A 22288-nucleotide genomic window follows, 5' to 3' on the forward strand; every position below is an offset into this window, starting at 1 on the left:
ATTATTCCTCCCCTCGTGTGATTCGCAGGCGATAACGCAAAAGGAAATCGCTCGCAATGAGACAGACAAGGATGATCCCCTGGATCATTTTTGGAATGCCCGAGGGTTGAATTTCACGCCCCGCCAGGATCAAAGCGCCGAACAGGATTGAAACGATAATGATCACCAGCGGATTTAATTTTGCCAGCCACGCAACGATGATCCCTGTAAAGCCATATCCTGCCGCAATGGGAGAAGTCTGCAAGCGACGCACCACACCCGCCACTTCGCTCATCCCACCGAGGCCCGCCAATGCACCAGAAAGCGCCATCACAAAGATCGTGTTCCGTATAATGTTTACACCTGCATACTTCGCGGCTTGCGGGTTATCACCGATCAAACGGATCTCATATCCCCAACGACTTCGAAATACGATGAACCACAAAATGATCGCCGCAACAATTCCAAATAACAGACCTGCATGAGTGGTGAGGCCTCGAAATGCAGGAATGGTCTTGGCATATTCTGAAAGTCTCGGAAGCGAAGCTCCCACCGGGAACTTCGGGCTCATCTGAAAACCACCTTCACTCCATACGCCGAAGATCCAAAAGTTCACCCACGATACAGCAATGTAATTCAACATCAGCGAACTGATGATCTCATTCACATTGAACTTTGCCTTGAGGTAGCCGGGGATAAATCCCCATGCCGCGCCCATACTCATACCCGCCAACGCCATCACAGGGATGAACAACCAGCGTGAAGCTTCAGCAGAGACCAAAGGCGCCAACACCACTGCACTCGCACCCCAGGCACCCATGATGAATTGTCCCTCGGCGCCGATGTTCCACAGTTTCATGCGGAACGCGATCGAACATGCCAATGCTGTCAGAATGATCGGTGTAGCCTTCACGATCGTATCCGATAAAACGCCAGCGTCGCCGAACGAAGCCTTGGCAATATACGCATACGAAACAAACGGATTTCCTCCCACAGCCGCAATGACCACCCCACCCAATGCCAACGCAACGACCATCGCACCCAACGTCACCAACAGTGAAAGTAGCGTGGAGGGTTCATCCAGCCTCGGCTCCAATTTGAGCCGCCAGGGAAAACGTTTCTTTATCAAAGTGGATTCAGCCATGCGACTAAACTCCCTCTTTATGGATTTGTTCCAACGGTGTACCGGTCATCATTTGACCAATCGCCTCGATCAGGCTTTGGTCTGGTTCAGCGGAATCGACCTTGACCTCACCCATGATCTTTCCTTCATAAACAATATAGATACGGTCACTCAAAGCCAGCAACTCTTCCAACTCTTCCGAAATAAGCAACACCCCGGCGCCCGCTTCGCGCTGTGTCAACAATAGGCGTTGGACACCTTCAATCGCGCCGACATCCAGCCCACGGGTAGGTTGAACCGCAACCATAAAGTTGGGATGTCCTGAAATTTCACGCGCAAGGATCACACGTTGTAAATTTCCGCCCGAAAGAAGTCGCACAGGTGTATTCACTGTGGGCACGATGATGTCATAAGCTTCTTTGAGTTCTTTCGCAAATTTCGTAGCCGCGCTCATATCCAACATGGAGCCTTTCGAGATCGGCGACTTGCGATAATTCTTCATGATGACGTTATCTGTTACGCTCAAGTTGGGCGAACTGCCAACATGCGTGCGGTCTTCAGGAACATAGGACATGCCGTTTTGAATGCCATACAACGTATCACGATTGCTGACCTTATTGCCATTCAATATCACATCGCCTTGCGTGCATTTACGCATTCCCGTGATAACCTGAGATAACTCGATCTGGCCATTCCCCGCTACACCGGCAATACCCACGATCTCCCCTTCACGGACATTGAGAGAAAGCCCACGCAAGGAGGGCAATCCCTTATCGTTCTCGGCAAATACATTCTGTACATCCAATATCACATTCCCCGGTTCTTTGGGCTTTTTATCTACGAACAGAACTACATCCCGCCCAACCATCATGCTCGCCAATTGCTGTTTCGTCACGCCCTTGGCAGGGATACCCGAAGCCGTCGCTACTCCGCGCCGCAATACGCTGACACGGTCAGCAATGGCTGTCACCTCTTGCAATTTATGACTGATAAAAATAACGGACTTGCCCTGCGCCGTCATCGCGCGTAATGTTTCAAATAATCCATCGATCTCTGTCGGCGCAAGAACGGCTGTCGGCTCATCCATGATCAACACATCAGCGCCGCGATACAACATCTTCAACAACTCCACGCGCTGTTGCTCACCCACAGACAGTTGCCAGATCTTCGCGCGCGGGTCAACTTTAAGTCCAAATTGATCGCCAAGGTCCGCGATCTTTTTATCGTACTCGTTCAAACGCATAAAGAAACGTGGTTCATCGAGACCAAGCAAAATATTCTCGGTCACCGTTTGGGAGGGGACAAGCATGAAATGTTGATGCACCATGCCAACCCCCGCATTAATGGCATCCCGTGGAGAGGAAAACTCCAACACCTTGCCTTTTACTTTGATAATACCTGAATCCTGCTTATATAAACCAGCCAGCACATTCATCAATGTGCTTTTGCCTGCGCCGTTCTCCCCCAACAAGGCATGGATCTCCCCGGCACGTAACTCAAAATCGACATGGTCATTGGCAAGCACGCCGGGAAAGCGTTTGACAATGCCTTTCATTTCCACGATCAAATTGGAGGGTGTTGATTCGGTCAAGGTATACCTCCTGCATTTTTCTACTCATCTACGCTAATCTTCGCCAATCTCCTCAGGTACTGTAGATGGGCAAAGATTAGCGGATAAGCATTTTCAATATTATACAAAAATGGGGCAGAACCTCACGGCCCTGCCCCATTCAACGAACTATCTTTTATTGTGGCAGTTCAGCAGTAATGCCTTCAGCCCACCACTTCATACAAACGGGAACCGAACACGGCAGACCGTATTCAGGGAATGTATCCAGGTCACCCTGTTGGAGGCTCTGGCCTTCTGGCAGAACCACATTGCCCTTGTTGTCATTGATCGGGCCGGTGAACACATCGAAGCGATCAAATTCACCAGCCTGCATCTTGGCAAGAATATCACGCACTTCTTGAACTACAGCGGGATCGAGATCAGCAACACCAGGTTGAAGTTCCTGTCCTTCCATGAAGCCGAACAAGCCAAGAGCGCCGGTATCGGCATCGAAATATTCCCAACCGGGCTTATAGGTGCCGTCTTTGGTAGCTTGCGCGACCTTGGCGTAAACAGGACCCCAAACCCAATACGGAGCGGTGAGACAGCGCTCGACCTTGCAAGAACCGTACCAGTCATAGGTCACGCCGTATTTGCCTTTTTCCTGAGCGACATCGGCAACAGCCGGGGTATCTGCACCAGTGAAGACGACATACGCACCAGCGTCAAACAATGAGGCGGCCGCTTCCTTTTCGATCACAGGATCGTGCCAGGTATTGATCCAGCGCACATCCATCGTACATTCGGGGCAGGTCTTCTTCATACCCAAAGCAATGGCGTTACCAAGACGAATTTCTTCCGGGATCGGGAAGGTGGCCATATAACCAAGCTTGGTCTGACCATCGGCCTTGGCGCGTGCACCAGCCAACATACCGGCCAGGTACTTCATATCTTCCATCGCGCCCATCAAGTTACCAAAGTTGGTCTCGTTGGATTTGATACCGGTGAGGTGAATGAACATCGTATCCGGGAATTCACCAGCAACAACTTCCATCGGGTCCATATAACCGAACGATGTGCCAAGGATCAAGTCAAATCCCTTGCGGGCCAATGAGCGGAATACCTGCTCTGAGTCCGCACCTTCGGGCACGAGTTCAATATAGGCCACATGGGTATCGGGCACATTCTTCTCAACATACAGCAAGCCTTCATAGTGGGCCTGTGACCAACCGCCATCATCATGGGGTCCGATCAAAACCATCGCAACATTGAACTTGCCTTCTTCAATGTCAGGGATCTGCAATCCGGCGGCCGGAGCTTCAGTAGCGGCGGGGGCTTCGGTAGCGGCAGCGGGCGCTTCCGTGGCAGGAGCTTCGGTAACAGCGGGGGCTTCAGTAGCAGCGGCCGGTGCTTCCGTGGCGGGAGCTCCACAAGCTGAAAGAACCATCGAAAGGACCATCAGCAAGGTAAAAACAGACAAAAGTGACTTACGCATTTCTTCTCCTCATTTGATTAGTAGGTATATATGGTGATTTTCTTGAACAATATAGGCAGGTGTTTTTTCTAAACAGAAGCCTCCTTTCAACTTCAGTTATATTTCTGCTATACGAAGAAACAACAAACTGACACAAAATATACGCGTTCGTATTTTAAAGACAAATTTACCATACATACAAGTACCCATATGCATGATTTACCGATTACATATGAACATGCTTTGTGCCTGCGACAAAGCATCGGCTCTTCCTGGACCTTCGGCTGTCTCTGCTTCGATACGTTTCCAAAGCTGACAAAGAAGTGGCCCCACATACTCCTTCGAAACTTTATATGACACTTTCGACAATTGAATGGCTTGATCCCAATCGCCGGTATGAGCATACCCTTCGATGAAAACGAATCGTTCCACAGGGTTGTTCGGGAAGTCATCCAGCTTGAAGGCTTGGTCACCAAGTTTTGCTACTTCATCCCAGTGATCAAATTGACGGGCGAGGTCTGCCTTTTCAAAGTAATAACACCAACCGTGCTCTGGCTCGGGCCCATAGATGGCAGGCATGACAGCCTGTTGCTCTGCGATGATCCTGTCCGTGTTGGATAAGGCTGAGGCTTCACGCATCAGGCTTTCATCCAGAATGAAGCGGTTCTTTGAGTCCAGATCAGGTTCAAGAAGGCGCAGGCAGGAGGGAGGGTCATAATAAAACGCGAGGGCGTCCGATGTATTCCCCTTAAAAGTGCCTGCAAGAAAGTCATAAGAAATAGGGATGTTCTTTTCCAGGGCAGACAGCGAGTTTCCGAGGCGGTTGGTCGGGTAGGCGATAAAATAATCCATGTCGCTGGTTGGGCTGGTCTTGTAGATCCAGTTGAGTGGCGCACTGATCGAGTTATCAGCGCTGAATAACAGCTCTTCATTCATAAGTAACAGTGTATCGGGCTTAAGACCCGGCGCACGCCACGAGAGTTGCCAGAATAAATTCTTTTGGTTCTGCCAATCACGCAAATACTCCACCGACCACAAAAATTGACGGCCCACTGAAAGCGCGACAAACAAAATGACAACAGGATATTTGATGCGGACAGGAAGAAGTTCGAGCAACCCGAGCAGGAGGAAACATGCGCCAAACATGAACGATAACAGCGCACGGTTTGCGGGGAAGCCAAGGGTCACCGGTAAATTCGTCGCCCAGTAGGGAACGCCACCAAGCAACAAGAGGAATAGGCCCAAACCAAGCAACCACCATGGGTCGCTTTTGGTATTTATTCTTTTTTCATCATCTGCACGATTCATAATAAAGAGGAACACGCCGACAACCAGTACGACCACGACATATAAGACGGTCGTGCGTAATCCATTGACAACAGTGTTCGGGAATTGAAAGACCTGTATCCAGGCACCAACTGCGGCAACCCACAAGCTGGAGAAAACATGGCTCAAAAGCTGGGTAAAGGTTTCAATAGGCGCGCGGACAAGTTCTTCCGTAAGGCTGTACCCAAAGCCCGGATGACTGTACACCAGAGAGCGATACAACACGGCAAAAGCAATTGAGCCGATATAGGGGAGCCATATTTTGAATGTCTTGATATAGCGTTCGCGGTTTGTCATCGGTTCTTCGCGCAGGGACATGAAGATAATGACCGGGCGCAGGAACTCGAGCAGGAAAAAGTATTCGAACATGACAAGGTGCAAAGCCGAAAAAATCATCGCAGGGATGGTCTTGCCACGAAGCATCAGGTGCCATGAGATCAACAGGAAAAATAGAACGATAAAGAAGTGCGAATACACATAACTCACCCACTGCTGGTTGAAGCCGGGGTAGACCAGAACCAACAACGCCATAAAGAAAGCAATATCTTTACGGCGTGGGAACAACCGCACCAACACCAGCCAGAAGGCATACACACCTGCCCAGCGCCAAACCATGGCAAATACCTGCCAGTAGGCAGGTTGATTCGGAAGGAGAAAACCACTCAACTGATACAGCAAGGCCCACACAGGGCGCGAATCGGAAAAATATTTTGTGGTGGCTTCCATGCCCAACTGGTAACGAATCCATGAGATGGGCTGGTCGTCCCAATAGAAGCCTAAGCGCCAGAAAGATAGTCCGTAGGCGAGGATGGTTACGATGAATAATGCAAGAGGAATTGTGAAGGGTTGTGATGAGAGGGTGTTGAATTTCTTGAGTATGTTCTTCATAAGTGGGTATATCTTATCCCGAAATCCCGGATTTGTTCATATCGTCGTCCTTTCGAGTTGGGCGGTCGGACCAGTAGAAGATCCCGCCAACAAGGCTACCAGCCAGGTTCAAAGTGAAGACAGTCAACGAGAACGCAACCGCATCCGCGGAACTGATACCCCATGTCGATGCGAAGATCACAAATATGCTTTCACGGATACCGATGCCATTGAATGACAACGGCAACAGGATCGCCAGATACAGTAACGGCACGAAAAGGAGCAGGTCGGTTAACTTGACCGGCAATTGTATGGACGCGGCCACAAGCCGAAAAATGAGGATGTCCGCGAGTTGTATGATGAACGACAAAAGAAATACGCCTGCCAGCATACCGGGGTGATTGACCTTGAAGCGGAAACTATGTACCCAATCTTTCAAACGCAGTCTTTCGGCGAAGCGAAAATGCCCCACCAAGTTCTCAGCCCACTTGCCAAATGCGGGCAAAGTTGAAACAGCCATGACGCCGATCAATGCAAAGAACACGCCCCCAAGCAATAACCAGAACAACCAGTCTGAGGCCAAGTCAAAGCGGATCGAAAGCACGATCAGGCCCAACGTTACGAGTGAAGCGTAGCCCAATATACGTTCATAAAAAATAGTTGCAGCGACTGCTTCCACTTTACCGGTATCGCGTCTGCCGGAGTAAAGTCGAAACGCATCTCCACCCAAACTACCGGGCAGGAAGTTGTTGAAGAACAGGCCGGTCATAATACTGCGGAAGAGAACCATGAACCGTTGCTCAACATCCCATACCCGTAACAGATATTGCCAGCGCACAACCTGTAAGCTGACAGAGAAAAAGTAAAGCAGGAAGATCCCCAACAAATAGATCGGCTCAATGCGACTGAAAGCGTTCGCGATCTCTTTAAACGCTGATAGTTTTATCAGATATATCAAAAGCAACCCGCTGACCACAACGCGCAAGGCGAGCGATACAGCAGGTTTTCTAATAAAGTTCCAAACACGGGACAAGAACGAGGCGTTATCCATGAACGATCACGAAGCCGGTTTCAAACGAAAGATAAAGCCATCTTCCGTTTCCGTTTCAAGATGAAAACGGGGATGGTTTGCAAAGGCCATATTCCCTTGTGGGAACAGATGCGCCACTACGACCTCGCGCGGAGAGCTTTGAATGGACTGTAAAATATTCTCAATGACCTTTTCAATGAGCGCTTCATCAAAGGGATTGGAGAAGAACAACAGATTGGCTTCGGCAGGGATCTGGTATTCGGCGGCATCCATGTGAATGACCGTGAATTCCGTTTTGCTTTTTGAGCGTTGCTTGAACGATGCGACGTTGCGTTTGCAGACCTCGACCAGTTCCGCCGAAAATTCAACGCCGATGATCTTCGGGATTCCCCGTTCCGCCGCCAGGAACATCAATTTGCCTTTGCCGCTCCCAAAATCGATCATGCAAGTGTTGGATACATCGACCTTTATCTTTGAAAAGGTTCTATTGAAGCGATAGGCATTTGTGCCTTCATAATAACGGCCATGTGCCTTGTTCGGAGAATCGATCTCCAATTCGTCAAGCATCTTGGTGTTGATAGTCTCTATTTTGTATCTGTAATCAAAGAACAGGTCTGAGAAAATAAGCTGAAGGGTTTCGATCAAACCATACTTTGCGATGTTCCGAAACACGATCTGTACATTTCTGAAGTTCAACAATTTGACTAATAAAGCCATGACAAGCTTCCTTTTTCCGGGGAGTCCCTACAAAACAAATCGAATAAGCGGTGAGATAAAAGTGCTGGTTATACCGGCAGGCAAGTGGGAAATGACAGTCTTTGTCCATGAGAAGCGGTCAAAGGCGCGGACGACCGGTTTGGCGAGTTGACCGGGAACAAAGTAGCGATACGTATCACTCGGCTCCATGCCCCAACCTTGCTTGAACAACTGCAAACTTTCATGCTCTCTGGGCGCTTCTCCGTGATTGAACCACTGATACCCCTGCGCAACTCCATCCTGTATGATCTGCCATATCAAAAAGTGCATGGGCGAATAGGTAGTGCTTAGATCCAAGGCAGACCAACCGCAATAGATCTCACCATATTTCCAGAAGGTAAAGATACCGCCAATATAGTTGCCGTTATGACGGGCCATATAGATCCGAACGGTTTCGTCAGGGTAGTACACGTAAATCTTACGGAAGAGCTTCTCGACGTGCGGGATAAATCCGTGCTTGCGCGCATAGAGGCTTGAGTAAAACCTGTAGAAGTCTTTCACCAGACTGCCATCAGAACTTACGACGATCTCCATACCATCATGTGCGCTTGGGTCATTGAGGATACGTCTAAAGTTACGACGGAAGTTCTTGAACAATTGCTCCTTTGTGTTGTTCAAGGGAAGGCGGAAGGTGAAATCGAGTTGTTCCAAATACGGCAGGCGTTTATCTTCAGGCAGGGAGACGGGCGAGATGATCTCGGCATATTGCACAGTGGCCGCCTTGGCGATCAGAGCATCCAAAATCGCGTCCAGTACTTGTTGCGAATCATATAGGGGGCCAAAATAAGTGGGGAACAGACTGGTCAGATAATGCGCGCCGCCCAAAAGAGGTTTACATAAAAATAGCGGACACACGCCCACCACGTTGCCATTTTCCAAAGCGACCAAATGTTGAATGGAAGCGCCATAGGTATCCCGCAAGGTCATTGCCCACTCAAGGTCGTGACCAAAACGCGCGCCGGGTTTCCCGGTTACATAGGCGGAATACTTTTCGTACAGACCTTCATGAATAGTGACTACATCGATCATGAACTTATGATACTCTCAATCGTTGATTTGATATATATTGCCCTGGATCGTTATACGATCCCACGGATCAGCGCAGGGCCCAACGCACGCACAAGGAACGAAGGAAGGAACTTCCACAAGCGGATGGCAAACTGGAACTCCGCACTTTTCTGGTTCAACTCCGGGATCTGCCCCCCTTTCGGCATGTAATACCAATACGCGAGAGGCACCTTGTCCGGCTTCCATTTCATCTTATACACTTCGTTACCAGAGCCATTCAAACTGCGGCCCATGTCACATACTTGTATCCCCTTTTTGCAATATCGTTCCAGCAGAGACCAATACAAAAATTCACCCGCATAGCTGGTGCGAAAATCGCGCAGAATGTTGGCATGCAGGTTCGATGCCACTCCCCTATCATAGATGACCACAGCCGCACCAACCAACACTCCCTTTTCATCGCGGACAATTGCAAACTCCAATTGATCGCCAAGTTTCTCTGCCATCCTTCGCAAGTAAGCTTTTGAATGGTATGGCGAGCCAAGTTCGTGCATACTCTGGGACATCACTTTATAGGTGTCGTCCAAAAGATCAAGCTGGCCAAATTGGATTTGAAAACCCTTGGTCAATGCCTGTTTCATTTTCCATCGATCTTTAGAAACAAACCGTTTCCAAAGATCCTCTGGGTTGCTCGGCAGGTTGATCAAATAGGTAGAGTAGATGGGATGCTGAAGCCAGGGAGCAGGCGCTTCTTCGTCACTTTGAAAACGAAGCACGCAATACTCAACACCCAGTTCATCCGACAATTTGCGCGCTTCATTCATCAAGGCATCGCGTGCTTCAATAGAAGTATATGCAAAGCCGCCATAGCTACCGAACGGCGAAGTGGAAAGATACTTTCCCAAAATGGGATGGCGAACATGCGTCAACACCAATAACCCTTGAACATTGTCACCCTGCACTGCTTCAAAACGATGGATGGAATACCCATACGTTTCTTCAACAAGATCAGACCATGCATCGAGCGCAGTAAATGTGGCGGATGATGCCAACGCTTCGCTCCAAGCTGAGGTCTGCATCCGCTCCAATGTGCGGACTCGCACCTCAGGCATTGGACACGCCTCGCGAGGATAAGGTCTCATCGAGATACGTTCCCAGCGGAGAGACAGGGAAGTTTCGCAGGATGGTTTTGAGGAACCCAGACTTGTTGCGGAGAAAAGGCAAAAGTTGTGGATGCAGGATCAGGTCCCGTGTGATGCGGGCGGAGGCAGGAATACTCGCCAATTCGTAGGGATGCAAAAAGAGCGAGGGACTCAGTCCATGTTTCAAATCCCGCTCGATGAGTTTGAGAACTTGCTTCTCCATCAATCCGATACTGAAACTCGATCCGTATGGGAATTCACCACTGAACAGCAATTTGAATTTGAAATCACGCGGCGCAGTGTAATCCTCGTTCTTGCCAAACAAACGCACAGTGCTGACGGGGATCTCCCAAACATTCGCCTTTTGTAAGAAGACACCCGCAGGTGCATAAATGGAACTGCTGTATACAAAACCATTTTCAGCAAGCATGGGGTAAGCCGCTTCGCTAATGCCGATCATGGGAGCACGATAGCCGCGCACATTATATTGTTTACGCCACGCAGAGGAGGCTTTCACATCCTGCACGAGTTCATCCATATTCTTGAGCGAACGATGGACATGGCAATGCAAACCAAGTTCATGCCCGGCAGAGACGATCCTTTGCGGTACTTCGGGATACCACTCTCCCACCTCCCCTACAAGATAGATACTGGCCTTTGCATCTCCCAATTGTTCAAGAATGGGATTCAATGCATGCAATGTAAAGCCATCGTCGAGGTTGCGGCGTTGGGTCGGGTCAGTGATGCTATCGTAACGGCGGAAAAGGGCGAACCAGGGTTCGTAATCTATGCTGAGAAGCACACGGGGTGTGGTTGACATCGGGCGCAATTATAAACGCGGATTGGTAAACGGACTTTATCACGGACTCATGGACAAAATAAAAATTGGGTGATTCCCCATTCAGGAAACCACCCAACGATCAAACTACTCAACGCTTTGTTCGACTACTTCACGATCCACGTACCGGTTTCGCCTTTAAGTGCGCGGCCGATATTTTCAGGATTGGTAATGAGCGCCTGTTTGCCACCATTCTCCAGATACCAGATAATGGCTTGGATCTTGGGTGCCATCGAACCTTTAGCAAAATGTGTGCCTTCGGCAAGATATGCTTTGGCTTCAGCGAGTGTGATCTTATCGAGCCACTTTTCATCAGGCTTGCCAAAGTTGAGCGCGACCTTTTCCACAGCGGTCGAGATGACAAACAACTCGGCTTTTATTTTTTGCGCGAGCAGGCTTGAGGCATAGTCCTTATCAATGACTGCCGCAACACCCTTATAGTTACCGTCACCAGGGTCAATGACAGGAATACCGCCACCGCCCACCGTGATGGTGATGATGCCACGCTCGAGCAATGTTTCGACAGTTTCCAACTCAACGATCTCACCGGGCAACGGCGACGGGACGACTCTTCTCCACCCGCGGCCTGCATCCTCGACAACTGACCATCCCTGCTCCTCCTGACGGCGTTTGGCCTCGTCTGCATCCATAAAACTGCCAATGGGCTTGGACGGTTTTTGGAAAGCAGGGTCCTTCTGATCCACCAGTACCTGAGTGATGACAGTCACTACTTTTTTCTTGATGCCGCGCTGATACAGTTCGTTCTGTAGGTTTTGCTGTAAAGCGTACCCAATGGCACCCTGACTATCCGCGCCACAAACATCGAGCGGGATCTCGTGCATCCCTTCCGCTTTTGCGGCGATCTCGGAACGTCTCAGAATAAACCCAACCTGCGGACCGTTCCCATGGCCGATCGCCACATCCCAGCCTTGTTCGATCATGTCGGCAATGTGATATGTGCTCTCTTTAGCGGCCAGATATTGATCTTCGACGGTCTTATGTTTCTCGTCCTTGATCAGTGAGTTGCCGCCAATGGCGATTACTGCAAGCTTATTAGTCATCTCGTCTCCTAGTTTACTAGTCTCCTAGACTACTGGCCTTCTAGCCCACCAATCTCCTCGTTATGACCAGAAGACTAGTGGACCAGCCAACTAACGGGCTAACTCATCGTCAACGCCATCACAGCTTTCTGCGCGTGGAGGCGGTTCTCGGCTTCATCGAACACAACGGATTGCGGGCCGTCCAATACCTTGCTGGTCACTTCGACATCACGGTCAGCAGGGAGGGGATGCATGTAAATGGCGCCTTCTTTGGCAACCTTGAGTTTCGTATCGTCCATGATCCAGTTCTTGTACATATCCTGAAGTTTCTTGCCTTCGGCCTTATCGGTCGTTGTCAACAACGGACCCCAGGACTTGGCATAGATCACGTCGGCATCTTTGCAGGCTTCGGTCATGCCGTCTTTGCTATCGATGATCTCAAAGTTCGTGCCTGCGATCTTGGCCTGTTCCTTTGCCTGTTCAACGATATCGGGCATCAATGGGAATTCGGGCGGGTAGGCAAGAGTCACATCCATGCCAAAGCGAGGCATTTGAAGAATGAGTGATTGCGGAACAGAGATCGGTTTGAGATAGGAAGCGGCATACGCCCACGAGACAACGATCTTCTTCTTGCGGAGGTCTTTACCCTTCTTCTCCATGATGGTCATCAAATCTGCGAGGCACTGGAAAGGATGATAGATATCACATTGCATGTTCAAGACCGGCGCGCGGCTGGATCTGGCGACATCGTTCAGATATTTGTTGCCGTCGCCATAGTCACAGTGACGGATGGCGATGCCATCAAAATAGCGGCCATAGATCTCGCCGATCTCAATCGGCGTGTCACCGTGTGAGATCTGAGTGGTATCGCTATCAATAAATGCGCCATGACCACCGAGTTGGGCCATGCCTGCTTCGAACGATCCGCGTGTGCGGGTGGAGGAGAAGAAGAACAACATCGCCAGCACCTTATCACGCAGGTACGGATGCGGTTCACCGAGGGCGCGCTTGCGCTTCAAATCCCAGGCTACCTCCAGAACAGTTTCGACTTCCTCTTTGGTGAAATCCAGGTCACCAATAAAGTCACGTCCACGAAAATTTGTTTGCATAAGTTTAGTCTCCTAGTCTTCTTGTTATTTAGTCTTCTAGTCACCCAGAGAGCGACTAGTCTGATTTTCTCAGGTAGGTCATCATCCCATTAATAAGGGGCTTCACCTCTGTCGCAAGTTCATAAGCCTTTAGACGTTCTTCTTCCGTTATATAGTCAACATCCAAAGCCAGGTAAAGTTGTGACTGCACTTCTCCTGCAGAGCGATGGGCTATTTTCAAGAACCGAACAAATTCGGGGTCAGAGCCTGATTCAAAGCCTTCAGCGATATTATGCATTACAGAACTTGCCACACGTTGAATTTGGTCTCGTAAACCAAAGTCTCGAGAGAATTTATCTCGACGGGTTAACTCATATACATAACCTGCTAATTCTCTTGCCTTTTGCCATGACGTTAACTCTTCAAAGTTCTTAATGGTCGCCATATGACTTCGATCATCTTGCACTGCTTCGTCCAACAAGTAGACTAGCCGACTAGTGGACAAGCAGACAAGACGACTACATAGACAACCTCAATATCTCTCCATCCACAAACTTGCCATCTTCCCAAAACAGACGGATGCCTTCGCAAGGTTCGAGGTGTGAGCCCCATGACATATGGTCGGCTTTTGGTAAACAGGCCACTGCACCCAACTCTGCTACACCGCCATGATTGATCACCAACGCAGCGCGACCATCGGCAAGGTAGTTGGCGAGTTTGGTATAGATCGCAACCAATTGATTCGCGTAATGTGCGGCGGCTCCGTTCTTACTCACAGCTTCTGCATATCCTGCAAACGATAAAGGCCACGGCGCTTCATATTCCACAGCATTACCGTAGGAACTCATCAATTCATTTTGTTCGCTCACAGCAAAGCCCATCGCAATGGCGGTTTCGAAGGCACGCGGTAACGTGGATGTGATCACGCGGTCGAATGGGCCAAGGTTCTCCCCCACCAAACGCGCAAGGGTCACACCTGATTGATTCAGATGCTCACCAGGTTTAGAACGGATGGAATGGCGGCGGATCTCGATGGTTTTCATGTTTTGTTTATGTAGGGGCGGGGTCTCCCCGCCCAATCTCGTGTTGGAAGGTTACAAGGGCGAAATGACCTCGCCCCTACGCTATCAACGACGGCAAGATCGCGTAGAACTCTGTCGCTTTCACCATATCTTCGAGCGAAACCGAATCGTTCACGGTGTGCGCGGTCTCTTCATCGCCGGGGCCAAAGCCGATAGAAGGAATGCCTGCTTTGCCCGCCCAGTAAATACCGTTCGTGGAGAAGTTCCACTTGCCGCTGGGGGCGGAGGGCAAACCAATTTGTTCACGAGCCAACTGTCCCGCACGGACGAGAGCGTGATCTTCATCCAATGCCCAAGCAGGGAAATATTTATCAACGGGGAAAACAAATCCTGTATAGGACGGTTCGTCGTAAAAGAGTTCTTCGAGTTTGACGCTGTCTTTGTACTCTGTGGGAATCAACGCTTCGACCTGCGCTCGAACCTGTTCCTTCGTTTCACCAAAGGTCATTCTGCGATCAATGAAGATGACCGCTTCATCGGGCACGGCGTTGATGGACGGGGTCTTGACGTGCATATCGCTGACCGTGATCTTGCCATGACCGAGGAACGGATGGTCGCCGAGTTGTGGTTCGAGATCGCGGATGCCCGCAATGACGGGAAGCAGTTTGTAGATGGCGTTATCACCGAGGTGATTCGACGCGGCATGCGCAGACTTACCCTTCGAGGTGATCTTCATCTCAAGGCGGCCTTTGTGACCACGATACGTGAGCATCTTGGTGGGTTCACCGATGACGACGAAATCAGGCTTGATGCCGGGGTCTACTTCGACGAAGGTGTTGGGAGCGATGCCATCACACCATTCTTCCATGTTGCCAAAGTAGTAGGCCGTCCAGCCATCGAGCAGACCGAGGTCACGCGCCATGGCGAGGCCGTAGATCATGCCGGGCGTGGAGCCTTTTTCATCACAGGCGCCGCGCGCATAGAGAACGCCGTCTTCGATCTTGCCTTTGAACGGATCCCAACCCCATGAGGCGGGGTCACCCACACCGACGGTGTCAATGTGTGAATCGTAGACGATGGTACGTGGACCATTGCCGATACGACCAACCGTGTTACCCATCTTGTCAAAGCGGACTTCGTCGAAGCCGAGCTTTTTCATCTCAGCCTGAATGCGCTCCCCAACGGGGCCGATCTTTGAATCCATACTGGGGATCTCGCAGATCTCGAGCATGAATTGAATGATCTCTTCACGTGAAGCATTTACTCGTTTTTGTATTTCAGTTAGTTTGTTTGTCATAATGACTCCTTGAAGTTACCACTGAGTTCACTGAGCGTTTTGAGTTTTCTTCTTAGCTACAGGGAACACTGAGTTTTAGAAAATGAAAATTTTATTGAACCACGAAGACACGGAAACACTGAGAAAACTATTTAGAATCTCCGTGACTCTGTGGCTCCGTGGTTAGCAAGGCTGAGGCTTTCAATGGTCATTTATTCCTCATGCCATAAATCGAACATACCTAAAGCAATCACCACAGCCGTCACTCAACCAAAACTCAAACTCTCTGTGGCAAATACCTATGGCAAAAAAGCTAATTCCCGATCTTCCTCACTACATGGAAGTTGAAGTAGCCGGGGATGAAGTAGCTGAAGGTGTAATCCACTACAGCGCCGCCCTGGGCATAGATCTGGGAGGAGAATTGAAGCAAGACATCGCCGCGTTGGATCTCGAGGGCTTTGGCAACTTCGGCTGTGGCGTTGGTTGCGCTGATGGCGGCCCGGGAGGAGACCAACTTATCGCCGCGAGCCAGCATAAAGTCGAGGACAGAGCCGGTGAACGATGCAGGCATATCGCCAGTCTTGAGCACGTCATATGGAAGCACATCCACAAGATATGCGACCGGGCGTCCTTCGGCACTGATGACACGTTGCACACGAGTGAGGCGCGTATTCACACGAACATTGAGATGCTTGGCGCTATCTTCATCTGCTTCCACTTGCTCGATCTGGAGGCCGCCGATCGAGATTTCCAAGTTCATGCGGTGCGCCATGGTGTCGAGGCTTTCCAACACTTCGAGCCCGGCATCAATGACAGGGACCTTCCCCACCACGTATGTGCCTGAGCCCTGACGGCGGCGGATGAGACCTTGCGTTTCAAAGGTACGCATGGCCTCGCGCAACGTGGCACGGGAAACGCCCATCTTCTTTGCCAGTTCAGGCTCCGATGTAAGACGTTCACCCGCAGGGGTCTTTGCGATCAATTCAGCCAGGTCGGCTTGCAAACGTTGAAAAGGGAAATTGGCCATTCGTCCTCCAGAAAAAATATTTGAAATGCTAACCGTGATATCTGCCATCGATCAGTGGAATTTCTGAGATGGGCTTCAAGGTCACATTTTCGTTTGAGACAAAATCAAGAACTACTTGAAAGTTTTGATCCGGTGCATGGACCGAGTCAATGAACAATGCCGTGTCAGGTTCCCAAGTGCGGAAGCGTTCACGTTGATGTTGAATGCGCTCCCAATTGGCCACATGCCGGTCGTTCGTTTGATGGAAGCGGGTCGTGACTCGTTCCTGCCACACCGCTTCATCAGACACATATACATAGATCGGCAAGAACTGCGCTTGATATTTGCGAGCCAGTTCCTGTGCGTGATGGCGGTCTGTGTTCATAAAAACCGACTCGGCGATGACACTGAGGCCCAATTTGAGTTGGGCCTCGATCAGGTCGAGCAGAATGGATACTTTCGCGTCCCAGAACGGGATGCCTGCGTTCTCCGGCACTTCGCCGATGACATCGTCAATGCACAAGAGCGGAAAACGCAGTGTACGTGCAAGGCGTTCGGCCAACGTGGACTTGCCCGTGCCGGGCAAACCCGAGAAAATGATCAACTTGCTTTGCATTGCGATCCGTCAAGCCGATGCTACATAGTACAGCAACAGAACCCCCAAGAAAAATGGGACGGCCAGCAACCACGAGATCATTTCACGCCCACGATACATGGCGAACCCAGAGGCAAAGGGAAACAGCGGCAGTAAAAAGACAGGCGAACGCACGATCGGGAATCCGCTTAACAGCCACGAAAAAGGGAGCGACAGCACGGCCGCCGTAACCAGCAAACGATAATCACGCCTAAACAGGCCAACACCCGCCAGGATCACCGTGACAAGGATGATGGGCCAACCGAGAAAGATCGAGAAAAGAAGCTCAAGCATTTCAGCAGGTTATTTGTTTTTCTTCGAGGGATACATGACCGCATCGATAAAGCGCAGAATATCGGCGCCGGTGTTATTGAAGCAATGGGTCTCATTCGGTTGGATATAGATCACCGAACCTTCACGGATCGGGTGGGAGCCTTCCTCTGTCACCACCTCGCCGCGGCCGACCAATACGAAGATCTCGTGTTCTGATTCGTGATGATGCATGGGTGTGGATTTCAAGGGGGCCAACTCCAACAAGCGCATGGAGAAGTTCACAGCCCCCTGTGACGCAGTGATCGCCCAACGAGCGGTCAGGCCTTCCACGCCAGTTTGTTCCACGGTCAGTTCACGATAGTTTTTGATGTACATCAGGTATTCTTTCCTTTCAAGTGGTAAATAAGTGTATTCCGCGCTGAGCGGAGCGTCCTTCGACTTCGGGTTTCGCATCAACCGCTCAACCCTCCGCTCAGGACGGAAATCCTATTGAAAAAGAGCGAAGTCGAAGCGTGAATAATCCATTTCAGACTTCATGCAGATAACAGCCTCTTCGCGGCTTGATTATGTTTCTCGATCAGTTTTCTTTCATCGACTGTGACAGCGCGTCCTTCTTTAACGATGAATTTGCCTCCCACAACCGTATAATCCACGCGGACGCTTTGTCCGAACACGATGGCAGAGACGGGGTCATGCATGCCGCTAAATTCGATGCGGTTTAAGTTCACGGCAAAGAAGTCGGCGCATTTGCCGGGTTCGAGCGAGCCGATGTCGTTACGTCCAAGCACCGCCGCCCCACCGCGTGTGCCGAGGTGGAGAGCTTCACGTGCCGTCATTAACTTTCTATTGGGGTCGTTGGATAATGAGTAACCGGTCATCCCCTCTTTCACACGCGAGACCAACATCGCGTTGCGGACTTCGGCCAGGAGGTGCGAACCATCGTTGGAGGCGGAGCCATCCACGCCGAGGCCAACGTTGACGCCTGCCTTGCGATATTCTTTGATCGGAGCAATGCCAGAGGCCAACCGCATATTCGAGGTGGGACAATGCGCCACGCCGCAGTTATGTTTGGCGAAGACTTTGATCTCTTCGTCGTTGACCCAGACCGCGTGCGCGAACCAGACATCGTCGCCGATCCAATCCACTTCTTGCATGTACCCAACGGGACGGTGTCCGAATTTCTGTAAGCAGAATTGTTCTTCGTCTTCGGTCTCAGCGAGGTGTGTGTGGAGATGCACGCCGTATTCGCGCGCGAGCTTGGCAGATTGCTTCATCAAATCGGAGGTGACGCTGAACGGTGAGCACGGCGCAAGGACGATCTGCACCATGGAACCGAGTTTGGCATCGTGATATTGTTCGATGAGACGTTGTGAGTCTTTGAGGATGTTCTCTTCGGTATCCACCACGCTATCGGGCGGGAGTCCGCCTTGCGATTCGCCGAGGGACATGGAGCCGCGCGAGGCATGCAGGCGTAAACCGATTTCGTTGGCCGCAGCAATCTCATCGTCCAGTTTGGAACCGTTCGGAAAGAGGTAGAGATGGTCTGATGCGGTGGTACAACCCGAAAGGGCGAGTTCGGTCAATGCGGTGGAAGTCGAAATAAAAATATCTTCGGGGGTGAGGCGTGCCCAGATCGGGTAGAGGGTCTTGAGCCAGTTGAAGAGATTGGCATCTTGCGCGGCAGGGACGGCACGCGTGAGGGTCTGGTAGAAGTGATGATGGGTGTTGACGAGGCCCGGCACGACGACGTGACCGGTGAGGTCGAGCACTTCATCGGCGGTATCGGGGAGTTTGGAGGTGGGCCCGACCTTTTCGATGATGCCGCGCCGAATAAAAAGACCACCATCCGATAGCTCGGTTTGGTGGTCGTCCATGGTAATGAGGTGGGCGTGCTTTACGAGGAGAGTGGTCATGTGGCCTTCTTGTCGCTTGTCTTCTAGCCGCTTCATTTCAACAAGACGACTAGACCAAATTTGTCTGACAACTCTAGTGTAGCAAAAAAGGAGGAGGATGTCAACGATGATCCGCATCGATAATTCAAGGCGGTGATCATGGATTAGGTAACAGGTTTACAAGATATGAACTCTACTTATCAAGGTTATAATTTTCACATTATTCAAAATTCAATGGAACCACTGGAAACCTATCACCGATGAACACCAAAGAACTCGAAGCCTATCTCTGGGGAGCCGCCAATATCCTGCGCGGACTAATTGACGCGGCCGATTTCAAGCAATATATCTTCCCTTTGTTATTTTTCAAACGTATTAGCGATTTGTGGGATGAAGAATATCAACAAGCAATGAAGGAAAGCGACGGAGACTTGACCTATGCTGAATTTCAAGAAAACCATCGTTTTCAAATTCCAAAAGGCTGTCATTGGGAAGATGTAAGAAAGAAAACCACTAATGTAGGTGCGGCATTGCAAAAAGCATTGCGGGGAATTGAAAAAGCCAACTTTGAAATGCTTCATGATGTCTTTGGCGATGCGCAATGGACGAACAAACGCCGCATGAGCGATGAGAAAATGCTGGACTTGATCGAGCATTTTTCAAAATATAAATTGGCCATTGCCGAAGTTCCACATGATGTGATGGGCGAAGGTTACGAATATCTGATCAAGAAGTTTGCCGATGACAGCGGACATACTGCCGCTGAGTTTTATACCAATCGCACTGTTGTAAAATTGATGACACAAATTACAGATCCTCAGCCTGGCGAGAGTATATATGACCCGACATGCGGGAGCGGTGGTATCTTGCTTGGAAGCGCTTTGCATGTCAAAGAAAAAGGCAAGGAATATCGCACACTCAAACTGTACGGGCAAGAATTGAATCTTATTACCTCAGCGATTGCCCGTATCAATATGTTCATGCATAATGTAGACGAATTCTTGATTGTACAAGGCGATACACTGGATAATCCGCAAATCCTTGAAAATGACGAACTAAAAAAGTTTGATGTAGTTATGGCAAACCCGCCATACAGCGTCAAACGTTGGAATCAAACTAAATGGAAAAATGACCCTTTTGGCAGAAATATTTGGGGTACACCGCCGCAAGGAACTGCGGACTACGCTTTTCAGCAACATATTATGACCAGCTTGAATCCTAAAGCAGGCAGAAGTGTAGTGTTGTGGCCTCATGGTGTGTTGTTCCGCGATGCCGAAAGCGACATTCGCAAGAAGATGATTGAAGGCGATTATGTGGATGCTGTAATTGGCTTGGGAGCAAATTTATTTTACAACAGCAGTATGGAAAGTTGCTTACTCGTCTGCCGCATGAAAAAGCCAAAAGAACGTAAAGGAAAGATTATTTTCATTAATGCAGTAAATGAATTGCATTTAGAAAGAAGTAGTGCATGGCTAGGAAAAGACCACATCAAGAAAATAGCCAATGCCTATCATTCATTCAAAGATATAGACGGCTTCGCAAAGGTTGTAACCAATTCACAGACTCTCGAAAAAAATGGAAACCTGAGTATTCCGCTATATGTAAAAATTGCAAACGAATCTCAACAAGAATCCATGAAGGATACATTGATGGAAATTAAGCAAACACAGGAAGCAATTAACGCTTCAATGGAAAATCTGTTTAAACAACTTGAAAATTTAGGGATTGAGAAATGATAACAGCATCAAGACAAGCGGACATTTTCGCTAAAAAGACTTCTTGGGAAACAATGAAGTTAAGCGACTTGTGTTTGATTGACCCTTCAAGAAAAGAATTAAATGGAATTGATATAAACTTAGATGTATCTTTCGGAATGATGGCTGACCTAGGCGAGCATGTCAGAGAGTTCACACCGAAGGAAACTAAAAAAATTAGTGAGGTTACAAAAGGCGGTTATAGTTACTTCAAAAATGAAGATGTCCTACTTGCCAAAATGACGCCATGCTTTGAAAACGGCAAGAGTGGTATCGCATTGAATTTAGAAAACGGAATCGGTTTTGGCTCAACTGAATTTTATGTATTGAGAAGCAACGGAAAGATATTACCTGATTTAATTTACCATGTCATTTCAAGCGATAAGTTTTTGAATGATGGTCAATACAGTTTAGTTGGAACAACTGGTAGAAGAAGATTGTTAAAGCAGTTCGTAGAATCTTACGAAATTCCCGTCCCACCTCCCGACGAACAGGCACGTCTTGTGGGATTCTTTCAAAGTGTCGAGCAAAGCATCATTCAGGTTGAAGCACAAGAAATAAATCTAAGATCACTGCAAAAGACATTGAGCAATGGTTTAGTAAGCGACCCGCCTATATTTGGCAATTTGCTCTCAAAGAAAGTTTGCAAACCGTTTTTATTTAGTGATGTTGTTGAATGCGTTGAAGAACATGATAGAACTCCATTAGAAAACGGCTTGACCCGTTTTATCGGGTTAGAAAATATCGAGCCAGAGAATTTTTCTTTACAGGGATTTGGCAACATCGAAAATGGCACAACTTTTACAAAGCGATTCGCTAAAGGCGATGTACTTTTTGGCAAACGCCGAGCCTATCTAAAGAAAGTTGCCATTACCGATTTTGATGGTGTCTGTTCAAGTGATATTTTGGTATTCAGAGCAATAAAAGAAAAAATCCTAACCGAACTTTTACCTTTTTATGTTTCATCGGATTCCTTTATGAAACATGCTGTCACTACTTCCGCAGGGTCACTTTCACCAAGAACAAAATGGAGAGATTTAGCAGGTTTTCAACTCTCTATTCCTGATATTAAGACACAGGAAAAGATGGTTGATGTGTTCAATCAGTTAAGCCAGTCGCTTCAATTACTTGGCAAGCAAAAAGAAATCTTGAAGAAGTTAAAGCAAAAACTTCTAAATGAGATTTTAGGTTAAACCCAAGAGAGGGCCGCC

21 protein-coding genes are annotated in these 22288 nt (G+C 49.2%); 2 read left to right on the forward strand and 19 right to left on the reverse strand.

The window, feature by feature from the left end:
* Position 1 precedes the first annotated feature (1 nt).
* From IPP66_01205 to IPP66_01295, 19 genes are all read right to left on the reverse strand, one after another.
* Entirely contained in the window at positions 2-1123 is a 1122-nt protein-coding gene (locus tag IPP66_01205) for an ABC transporter permease (GenBank protein ID MBK9923884.1), read from the reverse strand.
* A gap of 4 nt (positions 1124-1127) precedes the next feature.
* Positions 1128-2657, reverse strand: coding sequence for an ABC transporter ATP-binding protein (locus IPP66_01210; protein MBK9923885.1), 1530 nt, complete (start codon positions 2655-2657; stop codon positions 1128-1130).
* A 190-nt stretch (positions 2658-2847) separates the two neighbouring features.
* Positions 2848-4098 (reverse strand): BMP family ABC transporter substrate-binding protein, encoded by a 1251-nt coding sequence (locus IPP66_01215; GenBank protein MBK9923886.1) that lies wholly within the window; start codon positions 4096-4098, stop codon positions 2848-2850.
* 246 nt (positions 4099-4344) lie between these two features.
* Positions 4345-6339 carry a hypothetical protein gene (locus tag IPP66_01220; GenBank protein MBK9923887.1) on the reverse strand — a complete coding sequence of 665 codons (1995 nt, stop codon included), beginning with the start codon at positions 6337-6339 and terminating at the stop codon, positions 4345-4347.
* Positions 6340-6352: 13 nt separating this feature from the next.
* Complete coding sequence (locus IPP66_01225) at positions 6353-7369, reverse strand: flippase-like domain-containing protein (protein ID MBK9923888.1); 1017 nt, start codon at positions 7367-7369, stop codon at positions 6353-6355.
* A 6-nt stretch (positions 7370-7375) separates the two neighbouring features.
* Positions 7376-8065, reverse strand: a complete 690-nt coding sequence (locus IPP66_01230) for a class I SAM-dependent methyltransferase (GenBank protein ID MBK9923889.1) — start codon at positions 8063-8065, stop codon at positions 7376-7378.
* Positions 8066-8092: 27 nt separating this feature from the next.
* A complete protein-coding gene (locus tag IPP66_01235) occupies positions 8093-9133 on the reverse strand; it encodes a GNAT family N-acetyltransferase (GenBank protein ID MBK9923890.1) in 1041 nt (346 codons plus the stop codon).
* A gap of 50 nt (positions 9134-9183) precedes the next feature.
* Positions 9184-10224, reverse strand: a complete 1041-nt coding sequence (locus IPP66_01240; protein MBK9923891.1) for a GNAT family N-acetyltransferase — start codon at positions 10222-10224, stop codon at positions 9184-9186.
* On the reverse strand, positions 10217-11074 hold the full coding sequence (locus IPP66_01245) for a polysaccharide deacetylase family protein (protein ID MBK9923892.1): 858 nt from the start codon (positions 11072-11074) through the stop codon (positions 10217-10219). The genes IPP66_01240 and IPP66_01245 overlap by 8 nt, the downstream gene beginning before the upstream one ends.
* A gap of 125 nt (positions 11075-11199) precedes the next feature.
* A complete protein-coding gene (arcC, locus tag IPP66_01250) occupies positions 11200-12153 on the reverse strand; it encodes a carbamate kinase (GenBank protein ID MBK9923893.1) in 954 nt (317 codons plus the stop codon).
* Between the two features lie 98 nt (positions 12154-12251).
* A complete protein-coding gene (locus IPP66_01255) occupies positions 12252-13241 on the reverse strand; it encodes an ornithine carbamoyltransferase (GenBank protein ID MBK9923894.1) in 990 nt (329 codons plus the stop codon).
* 55 nt (positions 13242-13296) lie between these two features.
* Positions 13297-13665 carry a four helix bundle protein gene (locus tag IPP66_01260; protein MBK9923895.1) on the reverse strand — a complete coding sequence of 123 codons (369 nt, stop codon included), beginning with the start codon at positions 13663-13665 and terminating at the stop codon, positions 13297-13299.
* 73 nt (positions 13666-13738) lie between these two features.
* Complete coding sequence (locus tag IPP66_01265; protein MBK9923896.1) at positions 13739-14263, reverse strand: phosphoglycerate mutase family protein; 525 nt, start codon at positions 14261-14263, stop codon at positions 13739-13741.
* A gap of 76 nt (positions 14264-14339) precedes the next feature.
* Positions 14340-15539 (reverse strand): YgeY family selenium metabolism-linked hydrolase, encoded by a 1200-nt coding sequence (locus IPP66_01270; GenBank protein MBK9923897.1) that lies wholly within the window; start codon positions 15537-15539, stop codon positions 14340-14342.
* Between the two features lie 292 nt (positions 15540-15831).
* A complete protein-coding gene (locus IPP66_01275) occupies positions 15832-16545 on the reverse strand; it encodes a GntR family transcriptional regulator (protein ID MBK9923898.1) in 714 nt (237 codons plus the stop codon).
* Positions 16546-16573: 28 nt separating this feature from the next.
* Complete coding sequence (locus IPP66_01280) at positions 16574-17140, reverse strand: ATP-binding protein (GenBank protein MBK9923899.1); 567 nt, start codon at positions 17138-17140, stop codon at positions 16574-16576.
* Positions 17141-17149: 9 nt separating this feature from the next.
* A complete protein-coding gene (locus IPP66_01285) occupies positions 17150-17452 on the reverse strand; it encodes a hypothetical protein (protein ID MBK9923900.1) in 303 nt (100 codons plus the stop codon).
* A 9-nt stretch (positions 17453-17461) separates the two neighbouring features.
* On the reverse strand, positions 17462-17884 hold the full coding sequence (locus IPP66_01290) for a cupin domain-containing protein (GenBank protein ID MBK9923901.1): 423 nt from the start codon (positions 17882-17884) through the stop codon (positions 17462-17464).
* A gap of 80 nt (positions 17885-17964) precedes the next feature.
* A complete protein-coding gene (locus tag IPP66_01295) occupies positions 17965-19344 on the reverse strand; it encodes an 8-oxoguanine deaminase (GenBank protein MBK9923902.1) in 1380 nt (459 codons plus the stop codon).
* A 239-nt stretch (positions 19345-19583) separates the two neighbouring features.
* On the opposite strand from IPP66_01295, the gene IPP66_01300 reads away from it, so the two are divergent.
* Positions 19584-21059, forward strand: a complete 1476-nt coding sequence (locus IPP66_01300; GenBank protein ID MBK9923903.1) for an SAM-dependent DNA methyltransferase — start codon at positions 19584-19586, stop codon at positions 21057-21059.
* Positions 21056-22270 carry a restriction endonuclease subunit S gene (locus IPP66_01305; GenBank protein ID MBK9923904.1) on the forward strand — a complete coding sequence of 405 codons (1215 nt, stop codon included), beginning with the start codon at positions 21056-21058 and terminating at the stop codon, positions 22268-22270. Before IPP66_01300 ends, IPP66_01305 begins: the two co-directional genes overlap by 4 nt.
* Positions 22271-22288 lie beyond the last annotated feature (18 nt).

It is taken from the genome of Candidatus Defluviilinea proxima (assembly GCA_016721115.1).
In the GTDB taxonomy this organism is placed as follows: domain Bacteria; phylum Chloroflexota; class Anaerolineae; order Anaerolineales; family Villigracilaceae; genus Defluviilinea; species Defluviilinea proxima.